The organism is Pseudonocardia broussonetiae (genome assembly GCF_013155125.1).
Lineage (GTDB): Bacteria > Actinomycetota > Actinomycetes > Mycobacteriales > Pseudonocardiaceae > Pseudonocardia > Pseudonocardia broussonetiae.
Genome location: NZ_CP053564.1, coordinates 572211 through 587839, shown reverse-complemented (window position 1 = coordinate 587839; position 15629 = coordinate 572211). Strand labels below are relative to the sequence as shown.

Sequence of the window (15629 nt, the reverse complement as noted above, 5' to 3'; positions counted from 1 at the left end):
GCCAAGCCTCCGCTCATCCACCGTTGTCCTGGGAGCGCAGGTAGGTCAGCACCGCGAGCACCCGCCGGTGGTGCTCGGAGGTGTCGGTGTGCAGCCCGAGCTTGCCGAAGATGTTGGCGATGTGCTTCTCCACCGCCTTCGCGCTGACGTAGAGCTGGCCCGCGATCCCGTTGTTCGAGCGGCCCTCCGCCATGAGCCGCAGCACGTCGAGCTCGCGCTCGGACAGTGCGGCGACGGCGTCCTTCTTCTCCCCGCGGGGCCGCTCCACGAGCCGCTTCGCCAGCACCGGCTCGATGACGATCTCGCCGTCGCGGATCCGGGTCAGGGTGTCGGTCAGCACGTCGACGCTGCCCACCTTCTCCTTGAGCCGGTAGCCGATCGCGTCGGTCCCGATCTGCAGGATGCGCATCAGGTAGTGGGTCTCGGCGTAGTGCGACAGGAACAGGAGCCCCATCTCGGGATGCGCCGCGCGCAGCCGTTCGGCCGTCACGAGGCCGCCGTCGGGCTCGGGTGGCATCCGGATGTCCAGGATGGCCACGTCGGGGGCGTCGTGCGCGAGCATGGCCACCAGCTCGTCACCGCCCGCCGCCCACCCGACCACGTCGTGCCCCGCCGCCTTCAGCAGCATGATGAGGCCCTCACGGAACAGGGCACCGTCCTCGGCCAGCGCTACTCGCACGGGAACCTCGCAATGATCGTGGCGGTGCCGGGGCGGTCCCCCGCCACGACCTCGGTGGTGCCGCCCAGCGGCCGGACGCCGTCGCGGAGGTGCCGGGCGCCCCTGCCGTCCACCCCGGCGAGGTGCACCACCAGGGCGTCGTCGGCGCGCGTCACCGACACCTCGACCGTGCTCCCGCCGGGCGGCAGGCCCGTGAGGGCCGCCACCACCGCGAAGTACGCCGCGCCCTCCAGGGCCGGGCCGAACCGCTCGTCCGACGCCGTGACCACGACGTTCGCGTCCAGCCGGCCGGCCTGCTCGCGCAGCGCCGGGCCGAGGCCGGCCTCGTCGAGCAGCGGCGGGTAGAGCTCGCTCGCCACCTCGCGCAGCTCCTGGAGGACGGCCTGCAGCTCGTGCTCGAAGCCGTCGATCGACTCGTGCAGGTCCCGGTCGACGGCGGGGACCCGGTGCCGCAGCAGCCCGAGCTGGAGGGTGAGTGCCGAGATCCGCAGGGCGGCGCCGTCGTGCAGCCGGCGTTCGAGGCGCCTGCGCCGCGTCCACCGCTGCCGTTCCACGCGGCGGGTCTCGGCCCTGCCGCCGGACGACCCCGCGCCACCGTCGGCGCACTGCGCGGACCCGGACACCATCCTCGAACCCTGGCCCCCGGCGCCGCCGACGGGAAGGGGGGCGTCCCTCCGGCCGGGTAGGGTTCTCTCCCCCCCGCGCGCCCGGCCGCACCGCTCCGGCAGGCCGTGGCGCCTCCGCGTCAGGCGGCGATGGCGGCGAAGGCGCCGGTGTCGTCGGTGTCGGCGGTGAGGTCGCCGTAGAGGTCCTCGACCCAGTGGGACTGGTAGATGGTGTCCATGTAGCGCTCGCCCAGGTCGGGGGCGATGGCGACGGCGGTCGTGCCGGGGGTGGCGTGCTCGGCCAGCCAGGCTTCGGCGGCCGTGACGACGGTGCCGGTGGAGCCGCCGAAGAGGAACCCGGTGCGGGCGAGGCGGTGGCAGGTGCGGATGGTGTCGGCCTCCTCGACGTGGACGACCTCGTCGATGACGGTCTGGTCGAGTAGCGGCGGCCGCACCGCCATGCCCAGGCCGGGGATCATGCGGCGGGCGGCGGGGGTGCCGAAGCTGACCGAGCCGACGCTGTCCACGGCGACGATGCGCACGTGCGGGTGGTGGTCGGCGAAGTAGCGGGCGGTGCCCATCAGAGTGCCGGTGGTGCCGGCGCCGATGAAGATCACGTCGACGTCGGGGAACTGGGCGGCGATCTGGGGGCCGGTGGTGTCGTAGTGGGCCTTCCAGCTGTTGGGGTTGGTGTACTGGTTGAGCCACACGTGGCGGTCGTCGGAGGCGAGCAGGTCGCGGACGTGGTCGAGACGGGCGCCGAGCAGGCCGTGCTCGGGGTCCGGCTCGGTGATGACGTGGACCTCCGCGCCCAGGGACTCCATGAGGCGGCGGGTGGCGAGGTTGCAGCGGGAGTCGGTGACGCAGACGAACCCGTAGCCCTTGGCAGCGGCGATCATGCTCAGTGCGATGCCGAGGTTGCCCGAGGACGACTCGACGAGGATCGCGCCCGGCCGCAGGGTGCCGTCGGCCTCGGCGGCCTCGACCATGGCCGAGGCGGCCTTGAGCTTCACCGAGCCGGCGAAGTTGAGGCCCTCGACCTTGAGGAACAGGGTGTTGCCGACGACGGGCTCCAGGTCGACGTACAGGTCGTCGGTGTTGAAGTCCTGGGGGCTGGTGATGATGGTCATGTCGTCCGCCTCGGGTCGCTGTCTGCGTTGAGGTAGACGGTCGTCCTCCCGCGCCGTCGAACACATGGTGCGGCCACCCGGACGGGCCGAGCCGACCCCCCGGTTCGAGTAGGGACAACCCCAGTTCGCCGAGTCCGGGCGAAGACGTTTCCGGTCAAAGACGTCGCCGAGGAATCACACCGCCGGGTGTGATCCTCGTTACCATGGGAGCCCGATCGGAGGGGGTGCGCCGTGCCCTACAGCCTGGGTGTCGACCTCGGGACGACGTTCGTCGCCGCGGCGGTCGCTCGTGCCTCGCAGGTGGAGATGTTCACCCTCGGCGACCGCAGCGTCGTCTCGCCCGCCGTGGTCTACGCCCGCGACGACGGCAGCCTGGTCTGCGGCGACGCGGCCGGGCGGCGCGCGGTCAGCCGCCCCGACCGCATCGGCCGGGAGTTCAAGCGCCGGCTGGGGGACCCCACGCCGATCATGCTCGGCGGTGCGGCCTACGCCGTCACCGCCCTGCTCGCGACGCTGCTGCGCGACGTCGTCGAGCGGGTGGTCGAGACCGAGGGCGGGCCTCCCGAACGCGTCGTGCTGACCCACCCCGCCAACTGGGGCCCGTTCCGCCGTGAGCTGTTCGACGAGGTGCCCCCGCTCGCCGGGCTCGCCGCGCACCCGGTCGCCCCGCGCATGGTCACGGAGCCCGAGGCCGCCGCCGCGCACTACGCGGCCTCCCACCAGCTCGTGGACGGCGACGTCGTGGCCGTCTACGACCTCGGCGGAGGCACCTTCGACGCCACGGTCCTGCGCAAGCTGCGCGACGGGATCGAGATACTGGGCACCCCGGAGGGCGTCGAGCGCCTCGGCGGTGTCGACTTCGACGAGGCCATCCTGTCCTACGTCAACTACGCCTCCGGCGGGGCGCTCACCGACCTCGACATGAGCGACCAGCAGACGTCCGTGGCGATGGCCCGGCTGCGGCAGGACTGCATCCTGGCCAAGGAGGCCCTGTCCATCGACACCGAGACCGTCATCCCGGTGTTCCTGCCCCACCGCCACTTCGACATCCACCTCACCAGCACCGACTTCGAGGACATGATCAGGGCCCAGGTCGAGTCGACGATCGGGGCGTTCACCCGCACCCTGCGCTCCGCACAGGTCGAGCCCGACGAGCTCACCGCGGTGCTCCTGGTCGGCGGCTCCTCGCGCATACCCCTGGTCGCCCGCATGATCTCCGCCGAGCTCGACCGCCCCATCGTCGTCGACACCCACCCCAAGTACGCCGTCGCGCTCGGAGCCGCCGAGCTGGCCCGGGTCGGTTCCGGCGAGGTCACGGTGGCCGCCGGGGCGCCGGCGGTCTCGTACTCGCTCCCGGCCCCCGCCCCCACCGAGCGCAACGGGTCCGACGGCCACGGCGCCCTCCGCAAGGCCGCCGCGCCGGACGGCTCGCCGCACGCGGGGGCGGCCACGACGCTGGTCCAGAGCGCCGCCCCCGTGGTCGCCGCCCCGTTGCGACCGGGACGGCCCCCGCTCGACGCACCGCGCCCTGTGGTGGAGGGGCCGCCGGCCGATGCCGGCGCGCAGATCCCCGCTCCGCGCCCGGCCGGGGCGGTCGGGGCCGCGCTGCGGCCCGGGCGGCCGCCCGGCCCGGGCGGGGCCGGTCCCGGCTCGAGCTCCCACCCGCCGGGCGCAGCGGCGTCGCCGGCCGCCTCCGGTCCGGCGGCCGCCGAGCCGCCGCTCCCGCCTCCGCCCCTGCGTCCGCCGTCGGGCGGCGGGCACCGCCGACGCCCGCTGATCGCCGTCGCCGCGGTGGTGGCGGTGCTCGTACTGGCGGGTCTCGTGTACGCCGTGACGGGCGGCGCTCTCGGGCCCGCGGCCGGCGGCGCCACCGCGCAGCCGGCGCCGGTCCCGCCCGCCGGCGGGCCGGTCGTGCCGGGCCCGCAGGCCCCGTCGGAGGTCCAGAGCGTCCCGATCCCGACCCTCGGCACGTCGATCCCGGCCGGGCCGACGTCGGGCTTCGTCGCGGTGTCCCCGAACGGCAGGCTCGCCTACGTGGCCAACCGCGCGGCCGGCGTCGTCACCGTCATCGACACCGCGATCAACCGGACGACCGCCACGATCGCCATCCCGGCAGGGCCGCCGCAGTACCTGGCGTTCTCGCCCGACGGGCGCCGGGTCTACGTGAGCGTCTTCAACGAGGAGCGCACGATCGCCGCGGTCGCCGTGCTGGACACCACGACCAACGCGGTCGTCGCGACCACGCCCGTCCGCACCCGCCCCTACGCGCTGGCCGTCACGCCGGACGGGAGCCGGGTCTACGTGCCCAACCACGACTCGGGCACCGTCTCCGTGATCGACACGGCGTCGAACGCCGTGTCCGCGGAGATCGACGTGGCGCCCAACCCGCACTGGATCGCCTTCTCGGCCGACGGGACCCGGGCCTACGCCGCCAACCACGAGTCGAACCTGATCACCGTGCTGGACCCGGCGACCGACTCCGTCCTCGCGGAGGTGCCGGTCGGCACGAGCCCGCACAGCGTCGCGGTGAACCCCGCCCGGCCGCTGGTGGCCAACGTGAACTACGACGGCGGCACGGTCTCGATGACCGACACCGACACGCGGGAGGTGGTCGCGACGGTGGTCGTCGGCAAGAACCCCCAGGCCATCGCCTGGTCGGCGGACGGGCGCTACGCCTACGTGGTCAACGTCAGCGACGACACGCTGTCCGTGATCAGTGCCGAGACCTTCGCGGTGACCGCCACGATCCCGACCGAGGACGGCCCCACCAGCGTCGCGGTGCTGCCGAACGGGCGGCAGGCCTACGTCACCAACCTCAACAGCGGGACGCTGACGGTCCTCGACCTGGCCGGCTGATCTCCGGCCGGCCGTCGAGGAGGGCGACCGGCGCCACCCGGACTGGCCGGGCGGCCGGTCGCCGGGTGATGCTCGGGGGGTGAGCACACAGGTATCGGCCGAGCGCGGCCACCAGGGGCCGTGGCCCGGCCGGGAGGTCACCTCGGGCGGCGTCACGCTGCACGTCCGCGAGACGCCCGGGCCCGACGGCATCCCCGCCGTCTACGTCCACGGCCTGTCCGGCTCGGCGACGAACTGGACCGACCTCGCCGGGCTGCTGTCCGACCGGGCCGCGGGCACGGCCGTCGACCTGCCGGGGTTCGGGCACTCCCGCCCGCTCGCGACGCCGGACTGGTCGCCCGACGCCCACGCCGACGCCGTCCTGTGCTTCCTCGCCGGGCGCGGCGAGCGCGTGCACCTGCTCGGCAACTCCCTCGGCGGCGCCATCGCGATCAGCGTCGCCGCCCGGCGCCCGGAGCTCGTGGAGACGCTCACGCTCGTCTCGCCCGCGATGCCCGACCGCCGGCCCGACCCGCGCCGCATCGCCGACCCGCGGCTGCTGCTCTCGCTCGTCCCCGTCATCGGGGCGCGGGCGAAGGCGCAGATGGCCGCGCTGACGCCGGTCGAGCGCGCGCAGCAGACCATCGACCTGTGCTTCGGCGACCCCGGCCGCGCCCCGCCCGAGCGGCTGGCCGAGGCCGCGGAGGAGATCGCGCGCCGCGGCCGGGTGGCGTGGGCGCGCGAGGCCGTCCTCGGCACGGCGGGCGCGATGATCTCCAGCTGGGCCCTGGGCGGGCTGTGGCGCCAGGCCGCGCGCGTGCAGGCGCCCACGCTGGTGGTGTGGGGCGACCGCGACCGGCTCGTCTCGCCCCGCCACGCGGCCCGCACCGCCGCGACGATCCCGGGCGCGCGGCTGCTGATGCTGCCGGGCGTGGGGCACGTCGCCCAGATGGAGGTGCCGGAGCGGGTGGCGCAGGCCGTCGGCGAGCTCTGGGAAGATCCCGCGCGGGGCTGACGTTGCCGCAAGCAGACCGAACTACGTGACACCGAGGAGCATGTCCCATGGCGCTACCGCCGCTCGTGGAGCCGGCCGCCGAGCTGACGAAGGACGAGGTGGCGCGCTACAGCCGCCACCTGATCATCCCGGACGTGGGGATGGCGGGCCAGAAGCGCCTCAAGAACGCGAAGGTGCTCGTCGTGGGCGCCGGCGGTCTGGGCAGCCCGGCACTGCTCTACCTGGCCGCCGCCGGGGTGGGCACGCTCGGGATCGTCGAGTTCGACGAGGTCGACGAGTCCAACCTGCACCGCCAGGTCATCCACGGGCAGTCCGACATCGGGCGGCCCAAGGGCGAGTCGGCGCGCGACTCCATCAAGGAGATCAACCCGTTCGTCGAGGTGAAGCTGTACCCCGTGCGGCTGGACTCGTCGAACGTCATGGACATCTTCCGCGACTACGACCTGATCCTCGACGGCACCGACAACTTCGCCACGCGCTACCTGGTGAACGACGCCGCCGTGCTGTCGGGCAAGCCGTACGTGTGGGGCTCGATCTTCCGGTTCGAGGGCCAGGCGTCGGTGTTCTGGGAGGACGCGCCCAACGGCAAGGGCCTCAACTACCGCGACCTCTACCCCGAGCCGCCGCCGCCCGGGATGGTCCCCTCCTGCGCCGAGGGCGGCGTGCTGGGCGTGCTCTGCGCGTCCATCGGCTCGATCATGGTGAACGAGGCGATCAAGCTGATCACCGGCATCGGCGAGCCGCTGCTGGGCCGGCTGATGGTCTACGACGCGCTGGAGATGAGCTACCGCACGATCAACATCCGCAAGGACCCGGACACGAAGCCGATCACCGAGCTGATCGACTACGACGCGTTCTGCGGTGTGGTGTCCGACGACGCGCAGGCCGCGGCCGCCGGCCACACGATCACGGCCACCGAGCTCAAGGAGATGATCGACGCGGGCAAGGACTTCGCGCTGATCGACGTCCGCGAGCCGCACGAGTACGAGATCGTCAGCATCCCCGGGGCGGTGCTGATCCCCAAGGACCGCATCCTCTCCGGCGAGGCGCTCGCGGAGATCCCGCAGGACAAGCCGGTCGTGCTGCACTGCAAGTCCGGTGCGCGCTCGGCCGACGCGCTCGCCGCGCTGCACCAGGCGGGCTTCCGCGACGCCGTGCACGTCGGCGGCGGGGTGCTCGCGTGGGCCAAGCAGGTCGACCCGAGCCTGCCGACGTACTGACGCTCCACGCACCACGCACTTCCCCTTCTCGCGCGAACGGCACGTTCACCCAGTCTCATCGGGTGAACGTGCCGTTCGCGTTTCCGGGCCGGCGCGCGACGGAGTGTGAAGATCGCACCGCCCTGTACGCAGCGTCACTCTGACCTGCGGTTACGTCCCAGTTGGAGCAGTGACAAGTTCGGCACTGCGGGGTACCTTCGCCACTCGGAAGATCAAGTTGTGGCACGGCGACGGGCGGTGGGGCGCCCGCCTCCGGCAGGGGGGCGTGGGCGATGAGCGAGAGCGTGCGGCGGTGCGCCCTGCCGGGCTGCGGCGAGAGCATCGAGGACCTCCCCGGCCGCCCGCCGCGGCGCTACTGCACCGCCGCCCACCGCTCCGCCGCCCGGCAGGCCCGCCGCGCCGCGGTGCAGGCGGGGGGCGACGCGCAGCTCGCCGCGACGCTGCCGTGGTTGGCGGAGCCCGCACCCCCCGAGCCGACGCCGGCCGCGGCAGCCCCGGCCCCGGCAGCTCCGGCCGCGGCGGCTCCGGCCGCGGCCGCTCCGACCCCGCCGGACGTGGCGCCGCAGGTGCCGCCCCACCGCGCCCAGCGCCGCCGCAGCGCCGCGCTCGCCCGCCGCGCCGAGCCCCCGCCCGGGCGCCGGACCCGCGGGCTCGGCGCCCCCGTCCCGCGCCGGCGGCGGGCTCTGGCCGTGCTCGGCGCCGCCGGGATCCTCGCGGGCGGCTACGCCGTCACCGCGTCGGAGCCGCAGGCCGCCCCGGCGGTCGCCGCCGCGTCGGAGGAGGAGTGGGCCCGCGACGCGCGGGTCGTGCTGGCCTCGGTCAACCGCCAGCTCGACACCATCGCGCAGGTCGAGGCCGAGTGGATGCGGCTGCCCGAGGAGCGGCGCGCCGCGAGCCCGGCCGAGCCCGTCGAGGCGCTGGAGGAGCGGCGCGAGCTGCTGGAGAACCGGCGCGCCACCCTGCTCTCGCAGCTCGACTCGTTCGAGGCGCTCGACGACGCCCGCGCCGAGCTCGCCGAGGCCGAGCGGAGCCTGGCCGAGCTGGAGGCCGCGCTCGCCGCGGCGCCCCCGCCGTCCCGGCGCACGCCCGAGCAGGCCGCGGCGCTCTCCGCGCTCGACGAGCAGCGCGACCTGCGGCTGCGGCAGCGCGACGCCCGCCGCGACGAGCTCCTGGCGCTGGAGGGCGGCGTCGAGGACGCGGCGGCCCGGCCGCTGCCCGACGACGTGCAGGAGACGGTGCTGGTCGGCGAGGAGGTCCGCCAGGTCATCCGCGGGGAGGACGTGCCCGCCCCGACGCCGACCAGCCCGGTCCCGCCCCGGCCCGACGTCGTCGGGGGGCGGGACGAGCCGGACGGCGCACCCCGCCAGGACGTCGACACCAGTGGGCCGCCGGACCCGCGCGGGCCCGGTGACGACACGCCCTCTCCGTCCACGCCCCCGGATGCTGCGCTCGCCGCGCCCGCTGCCCCTGCCGAGGGTCCGGTCGACCAGGTGGCCGAGGGCGTCGACGGGGCGGTCGGTGGCACGGTCGACGCGGTCGGGGACGCCGCCGGTGGGGGAGCGCGCGACCGTGACCGGGACCGGTCGGCGGGGCGGCCGGATCCCTCGTCTGCACCGGCCGAGTCGGCACCCGCTCCGGCTGCTCCCGCTGCTCCCGCTGCTCCCGCTGCTCCCGCTGCTCCCGCTGCTCCCGCTGCTCCCGCTGCTCCCGCTGCTCCCGCTGCTCCCGCTGCTCCCGCTGCTCCCGCTGCTCCCGCTGCTCCGGATGCGGAGTCGGGGCCGGTGGGGGCCGTGGTGGACACGGTGGAGGAGGTGGCGGACGGGCCCGCTCCCGCTCCCGAGGCTCCTGCTCCCGAGGCTCCGGCTCCTGCCTCCGAGGCTCCGGCCGACGGGGCTCCTGCCTCCGAGGCTCCGGCCGACGGGGAGGGTCCGGTCGAGGAGGTCGTCGACACGGTCGGCGACGTCGTGGAGGGCCCCGAGCAGCCCGCGCAGCAGCCCGCCGACCAGCCGGCCGACGAGGTCCGGGAGCGCGACCGCCGTGCCGACGCCGACGCGGAGCGCTCGGAGGAGCGGGCCGAACCGCCGCCCGCCTCCGGGTCCGCGTCCGCGGAGTCCGCCGGGCCCGCGGCCCTCGACGGGGCGCCGGCCGCGGTGGTGTCGCCGGTGTCCGACGCGGTGGGCGGCGGTGCGGGCGCGCCGCCCGTCGTCGACGACCGCTACCCCGACACCGCCGCCCCGGCCGCCGAGCAGAAGTCCGCGCCGGTGCGGGAGGCCGACGCGGGCCGGTCCGCCCCGCCGCCCGTCGACGCAGCACCGGCCGACGGACCGCCGGTCGAGACCCTGCCCGCCCCCGTCGACGGGGTGGGCCGGCCGGAGGACGCGGCGCTCGCGGTCGACGTCGTCCGCAGCACCCCGGGCGCGGCCTGGACCGCGCCGCTGGTGGAGGCGGCGATGGAGGAGGAGGCGGCGCGGCAGGAGACGCCGCCGACCACCTCTGCCGCCCCGTCCGCCGCCCCGTCCACGGGCTCGTCCGCGACGAGCAGCGAGGAGGCCGTCGCGGCCGCCGCGCTGGCGGCGTGGGGCCTGGACGACGAGCAGGTCGACGCGCTCAACGAGATGGCCGCCTCGTCGGAGGAGCCGGCGTCGCAGGAGGTGCCGCAGCCGGTGTCCCAGCCGGCGTCGCAGCAGGTGTCGCAGCAGGAGGCCTACGAGCAGGCGGTGTACGAGGCGTACGGCGTGTCGCCGGACGGCGGCGGTGACTCGGACGGCGACTCCGCGACCACGGACTCCGCGACCACGGACTCCGCGACCACGGACCCCGCGACCACCGACGCCGCGACCACCGAGCCCGCCACCACCTACTCCGGCAGCAGCGGCACGGACAGCGGCACCGACGACGTCGAGGACGGTGGCAGCACGGACGGCGGCTCCGACAGCAGTGACCCGAGCAGCAGTGGCGTGAGCAGCAGTGGCTCGGGTAGCAGCGACTCGACCAGCGGCGACCCGAGCAGCGACGACCCGAGCAGCGACGACCCCGGCGACGACCAGGACGTCAGCGACCCGAGCAGCGACGAGCCGGCCGGGGACGACACGTCGGGCAGTGACTCCCTCGGCGCCGAGGCCGACCTCGTCGACAGCTACTCCGGGGAAGGGGCGGAGGAGCCGGCAGACGACTCCGCGGACGACTCCGGGGACGGGGCCGAGGACGCCGACGAGGGCGGGTCCGAGGCCGGGGAGAGCGGCTCGGACGAGGGCGAGCCCGAGGACTGACCACCCCGCGGGGGACCGACCTGCAGGATCCCGGGCACCCCACCCGCGTGGCGACGTTGATCGCGGACCCTCCGCAGGTAGCGTGCCCGTTCGTGACCGCAGCTCCCGTCCTCCCGAGCGGACCCACGGGGATCACCCTGCCGCCGCACGTCCGCACCGCGTTCGGCGTCCAGGACACCGAGCCGCGCCCCGTCGTGTGGGCGGGCCGGCGCGCCTGGCACTGCGGCGACGTCCTCGTCCGTCCTGTGCCCGACAACGCCGTGGCCGCGTGGTCCGCGGGCGTCCTCGACGGCCTGCAGGTCGAGGGCCTGCGCCTGGCGCACCCGGTGCGCTCGTCGGACGGCCGCTGGGTCGTCGCCGGCTGGGCCGCGAGCCGCTACGTCCCGGGCACGCTCGAACCCCGCTACGACGCGGTGATCGAGGCGGCCAACCGCCTGCACGCCGCCACCGCCGAGCTCACCCGCCCGCGCGTCCTCGACGGCCGCGACGACCTGCTCGCCCGCTCCGCCGCCGTGGCGTGGGGCGAGCGGCGGATCAGCCTCGACCCGGCCACCGGCGGGACCCTCTACGCCGAGCTGGCCGCGTACCGCACGCCCGTGCAGGTCACGCCGCAGGTGGTGCACGCCGAGCTGTTCGGCGCCGTCCTGTTCGACGACGACGTGCCCGCGCTGGTCGACCTCGTGCCCGCGTGGCGGCCGCCGGAGTGGGCGGCCGCGGTCGTCGTCGTCGACGCCCTGGCCTGGGGCGGGGCCGACGACGGGCTGCCGCACCGCTGGTCGCACCTCGACGAGTGGCCGCAGATGCTCCTGCGGGCCGCGCTGTACCGCCTGGCCCTGCACGCCCAGCACCCCGAGGCTTCGGCGCGCACCCTGCCGGGGCTGGAGCGGGCCGCCGGCATCGTCACGGCCCTGCTCTGACCTCACACCTGCCGGTCGGCGAGGTGAGAACCGGTTATCGCGGGTGACACGTGAACCGGACGAGCCCGTAACGGGACGTGCCTAATTTCTGCGTCGACCCACCCGACGACGGAGAAGAGGCCCCGGCGTGACGACGACGGACCAGGAACAGCCCCCGGCACGGTCAGCGCTGGCCGGACGCTGGATCGACCACTGGGAGCCCGAGGACCCGTCGTTCTGGGAGCGCACGGGCGCCCGGGTCGCCAACCGGAACCTGTGGTTCTCGATCCTGTCCGAGCACATCGGGTTCTCGATCTGGACCATGTGGTCGGTCCTGGTGCTGTTCATGGGCCCCGAGTACGGCATCGACGCGGCGGGCAAGTTCTTCCTGGTCGCGGTGCCCACGCTGGTCGGGGCGATCCTGCGACTGCCCTACACGTTCGCGGTGGCGCGCTTCGGCGGGCGCAACTGGACGATCGTGTCCGCGCTGCTGCTGCTGGTCCCGACGATCCTGGCCGCGATCGTCATCCAGCCGGGCACGCCGTACTGGGTGTTCATCGCGGTCGCGGCCGTCGGCGGGCTCGGCGGCGGCAACTTCGCGTCGTCGATGACGAACATCAACGCCTTCTTCCCGGAGCGCAAGAAGGGCTGGGCGCTCGGGCTGAACGCGGGCGGCGGCAACATCGGCGTCCCGGTGATCCAGCTGATCGGCCTGCTCGTCATCGCCACCGCCGGCACCGGCGCACCGCGGATCCTGCTCGGCGTCTACATCCCGCTGATCGTGGTCGCGGCCGTGTTCGCCGCCGTCAAGATGGACAACCTGACGTCGGTGAAGAACGACACCGGCGCCTTCCGCGAGTCGCTCCAGGAGAGCCAGACCTGGGTCATGTCGTTCCTCTACATCGGCACCTTCGGCTCGTTCATCGGCTACAGCTTCGCGTTCGGCCTCGTCCTGCAGAACCAGTTCGGGCGCACGCCGCTGGAGGCCGCGGCCGTCACGTTCATCGGCCCGCTGCTCGGGTCGCTGATCCGCCCGGTCGGCGGCACGCTCGCCGACCGCCTCGGCGGCGCCCGCGTCACGTTCTGGAACTTCCTGGCCATGGTCGCGGCCACCGCGGTGATCATCGCCGCCTCGGCGAGCGACTCGCTGGGCCTGTTCACCGCCGGGTTCGTCCTGCTGTTCGTGCTGACGGGACTGGGCAACGGCTCGACCTACAAGATGATCCCGGCGATCTTCCGCGGCCAGGCGCGGGTCGCCATCGCGGGCGGCGCCGAGGAGGCCGCCGCGTACCTGCGGGCCCGCCGCATCTCCGGCGCCGTCATCGGCATCGCGGGGGCGGTCGGGGCGCTGGGCGGGCTGTTCATCAACCTCGCTTTCCGCCAGTCGTTCCTGACGACCCAGTCCGGCGACACCGCCTACTGGTCCTTCCTCGTCTTCTACGTGGTGTGCGCGGTGGTCAGCTACGTCGTCTACCTGCGGCCCGCCCCGGCGGACGCGACCGCCCCGCGCGCGGCGTACGCGGGCGTGTGACCAGCGTCCCCAGCCACTGCCCGTACTGCGCGCTGCAGTGCGGGCAGTGGATCGACGGCGACGGCGGCGTCGACGCGCGGGAGTTCCCGACGAACCGCGGGGGCCTGTGCCAGAAGGGCTGGACGTCCGGCGCGCTGCTCGACCACCCCGGCCGCCTCACGACCCCGCTGCTGCGCACCTCGCGGGACACCCCGCTGGAGCCGGTGAGCTGGGACCACGCGCTGTCGTACGTGGCCGCGAGGCTGCGTGCGCTGCGGGCCGAGCACGGCGCCGACGCCGTCGCCGTGTTCGGCGCCGGTGGGCTGACGAACGAGAAGTCGTACCTGCTCGGCAAGTTCGCGCGGGTCGCGCTCGGGACGTCGCAGATCGACTACAACGGCCGGTTCTGCATGTCGTCGGCGGCCGCGGCGGGCAACCGCGCGTTCGGCGTCGACCGGGGCCTGCCGTTCCCGGTCACCGACCTGGACGACGCCGAGGTGGTCGTCCTGGCCGGCGCCAACGTCGCGGAGACGATGCCCCCGCTGATGGGTCACCTCACCGGCCGGCTCGTCGTGATCGACCCCCGCCGGACGCCCACCGCGGAGCGCGCGATCGCCTCGGGCGGGCTGCACCTCGCGCCCGTGCCGGGCACCGACCTGGTGCTGGCGCTGGGAATGCTGCACGCCGCGGTCGTCGACGGCCACGTCGACGCCGACTACCTGGCCGAGCGCACCACCGGCTTCGACGACGCCTGGGCGCTCGCCGCGCAGTGGTGGCCCGAGCGCGCCGAGCGCGTGTGCGGGGTGGCGGCGGCCGACATGCGCACGGTCGTCGGCTGGCTGGCGCGGGCGCAGCGGCGCTACGTCCTCACCGCCCGCGGGGCCGAGCAGCACGCGCACGGCGTCGACACGGTGTCGGCGTGGATCAACCTGTCCCTCGCGCTCGGGCTCCCCGGGCGCGAGGGGTCGGGCTTCGGGACGATCACCGGCCAGGGCAACGGGCAGGGCGGCCGCGAGCACGGTCAGAAGGCCGACCAGCTGCCCGGCTACCGGATGATCACCGACCCCGCGGCCCGTGCGCACGTCGCCGGGGTGTGGGGCGTCGACCCGGACGACCTGCCCGGCCCCGGCCGCTCGGCCACGGAGCTCCTCGCCGCGCTCGGCCGTGACGACGGGCCGCGCGCGATGCTGGTGTTCGGGTCGAACGTGCTGGTCTCGGCGCCGGACGCCCGGTCGGTCGCGGAACGGCTCGCCGCGCTCGACCTGCTCGTCGTCGCCGACTTCCTGCCCGGCGAGACCGCGATGGCCGCCGACGTCGTCCTGCCCGTCGCCCAGTGGGCCGAGGAGGAGGGCACGATGACGAACCTCGAGGGCCGGGTGCTGCGGCGGCGCCGCGCGATGACGCCACCGTCAGGGGTGCGCACGGACCTGGAGGTCATCTCCGGGCTCGCCGATCTCCTCGACGTCAAGGGCTTCCCGAGCGACGCCGAGGAGGTCTTCGAGGAGCTGCGCCTGGCCTCGGCGGGCGGCCCGGCCGACTACTCCGGCGTCACCTACGCCCGGATCGACGCGGGCGAGGCGCTGCACTGGCCGGTGCCCGGCGAGGGCCACCCCGGCACGCCGCGCCTGTTCACCGACCGCTTCGCCCACGCCGACGGGCGGGCGCGGCTCATCGCGGTCGACCACACCGAGGCCGCGGAGCTCCCCGATGCCGGCTTTCCCCTGCGCGCGACGACCGGGCGCGTGCTCGTGCACTACCAGTCCGGGGCGCAGACGCGGCGGGTCGCGGAACTGGCCGGGATCTCGCCGGAGGCGTTCGTGGAGGTGCACCCCGACACGGCCGTGCGGGCCGGCCTGGTCGACGGCGACCGCGCCCGGGTCGTCTCCCGCCGGGGCTCCACACTCGCGCGGGTCCGGTGCGTGGGGTCGCTGCGGCCGGACACGGTGTTCCTGCCGTTCCACTTCGGTGGGGAGGAGGCGGCCAACAACCTGACGATCGCCGCGCTCGACCCGATCAGCCGGATGCCGGAGTTCAAGGTGTGCGCGGTGCGGTTGGAGCGGGTCTGACGTTCACTACTGCACACGATTTTCGGGGTTTGCTCTGCGTAGTTTTCTGACGCTGAGTGATCGGGACTTCTGGAGCTTTTCGGGCTTTCCGGACCTGGTCCAGTTGGTCGCGGCGCGGCTTTCCGGTGGCGGTCGCCGGCGGTTCGGTTGTCACCGCGGGCGGTTCGTTTCCAGCGGGCGGTTCCGGTGAGCTGTCGCGGGCGGTGGTGCCGGGCTCCCGGTCCGACCGCTCGCCATGCGGCCCAGTGCCGCTCACCCCGCGCTCTCTGCCCTTGATCGGCGGGAGTGTGACGTGGCGGTCGTCGGGAGGGCGGTGGTGGTGCGGTTTCGACGATCACTCGGGCTCGGGAGGCGATGATCGTCAGGAGTGCGACGCCAGGGTCGTCGGGAGGGCCGTGGGGGTG

General features: G+C 74.8%; 10 protein-coding genes. 7 read left to right on the top strand and 3 right to left on the bottom strand.

Annotated features, from left to right (window positions below; translation table 11 throughout):
- Positions 1–13 precede the first annotated feature (13 nt).
- From HOP40_RS02850 to sbnA, 3 genes are all read right to left on the bottom strand, one after another.
- On the bottom strand, positions 14–679 hold the full coding sequence (locus HOP40_RS02850) for a response regulator transcription factor (protein WP_172154356.1): 666 nt from the start codon (positions 677–679) through the stop codon (positions 14–16).
- Positions 670–1305 (bottom strand): sensor histidine kinase, encoded by a 636-nt coding sequence (locus HOP40_RS02845; RefSeq protein WP_172154354.1) that lies wholly within the window; start codon positions 1303–1305, stop codon positions 670–672. Before HOP40_RS02845 ends, HOP40_RS02850 begins: the two co-directional genes overlap by 10 nt.
- 119 nt (positions 1306–1424) lie before the next feature.
- A complete protein-coding gene (gene sbnA, locus HOP40_RS02840) occupies positions 1425–2414 on the bottom strand; it encodes a 2,3-diaminopropionate biosynthesis protein SbnA (RefSeq protein WP_172154352.1) in 990 nt (329 codons plus the stop codon).
- A gap of 231 nt (positions 2415–2645) precedes the next feature.
- Here sbnA and HOP40_RS02835 point away from each other — a divergent pair, with 231 nt between their 5' ends.
- The 7 genes from HOP40_RS02835 to HOP40_RS02805 all read left to right on the top strand — a co-directional run bounded on the left by HOP40_RS02835 (position 2646) and on the right by HOP40_RS02805 (position 15225).
- Positions 2646–5270 (top strand): Hsp70 family protein, encoded by a 2625-nt coding sequence (locus HOP40_RS02835; protein ID WP_172154350.1) that lies wholly within the window; start codon positions 2646–2648, stop codon positions 5268–5270.
- A 79-nt stretch (positions 5271–5349) separates the two neighbouring features.
- Entirely contained in the window at positions 5350–6264 is a 915-nt protein-coding gene (locus HOP40_RS02830) for an alpha/beta fold hydrolase (protein ID WP_172154348.1), read from the top strand.
- A gap of 47 nt (positions 6265–6311) precedes the next feature.
- Positions 6312–7484 (top strand): adenylyltransferase/sulfurtransferase MoeZ, encoded by a 1173-nt coding sequence (moeZ, locus tag HOP40_RS02825; RefSeq protein WP_172154346.1) that lies wholly within the window; start codon positions 6312–6314, stop codon positions 7482–7484.
- 272 nt (positions 7485–7756) lie between these two features.
- A complete protein-coding gene (locus HOP40_RS02820; protein WP_172154344.1) occupies positions 7757–10753 on the top strand; it encodes a hypothetical protein in 2997 nt (998 codons plus the stop codon).
- Positions 10754–10845: 92 nt separating this feature from the next.
- Positions 10846–11670, top strand: coding sequence for a TIGR02569 family protein (locus tag HOP40_RS02815; protein WP_240157479.1), 825 nt, complete (start codon positions 10846–10848; stop codon positions 11668–11670).
- A gap of 127 nt (positions 11671–11797) precedes the next feature.
- Positions 11798–13180 carry a nitrate/nitrite transporter gene (locus HOP40_RS02810; RefSeq protein ID WP_240157478.1) on the top strand — a complete coding sequence of 461 codons (1383 nt, stop codon included), beginning with the start codon at positions 11798–11800 and terminating at the stop codon, positions 13178–13180.
- Positions 13177–15225, top strand: a complete 2049-nt coding sequence (locus HOP40_RS02805; RefSeq protein WP_172154342.1) for a molybdopterin oxidoreductase family protein — start codon at positions 13177–13179, stop codon at positions 15223–15225. Before HOP40_RS02810 ends, HOP40_RS02805 begins: the two co-directional genes overlap by 4 nt.
- Positions 15226–15629 lie beyond the last annotated feature (404 nt).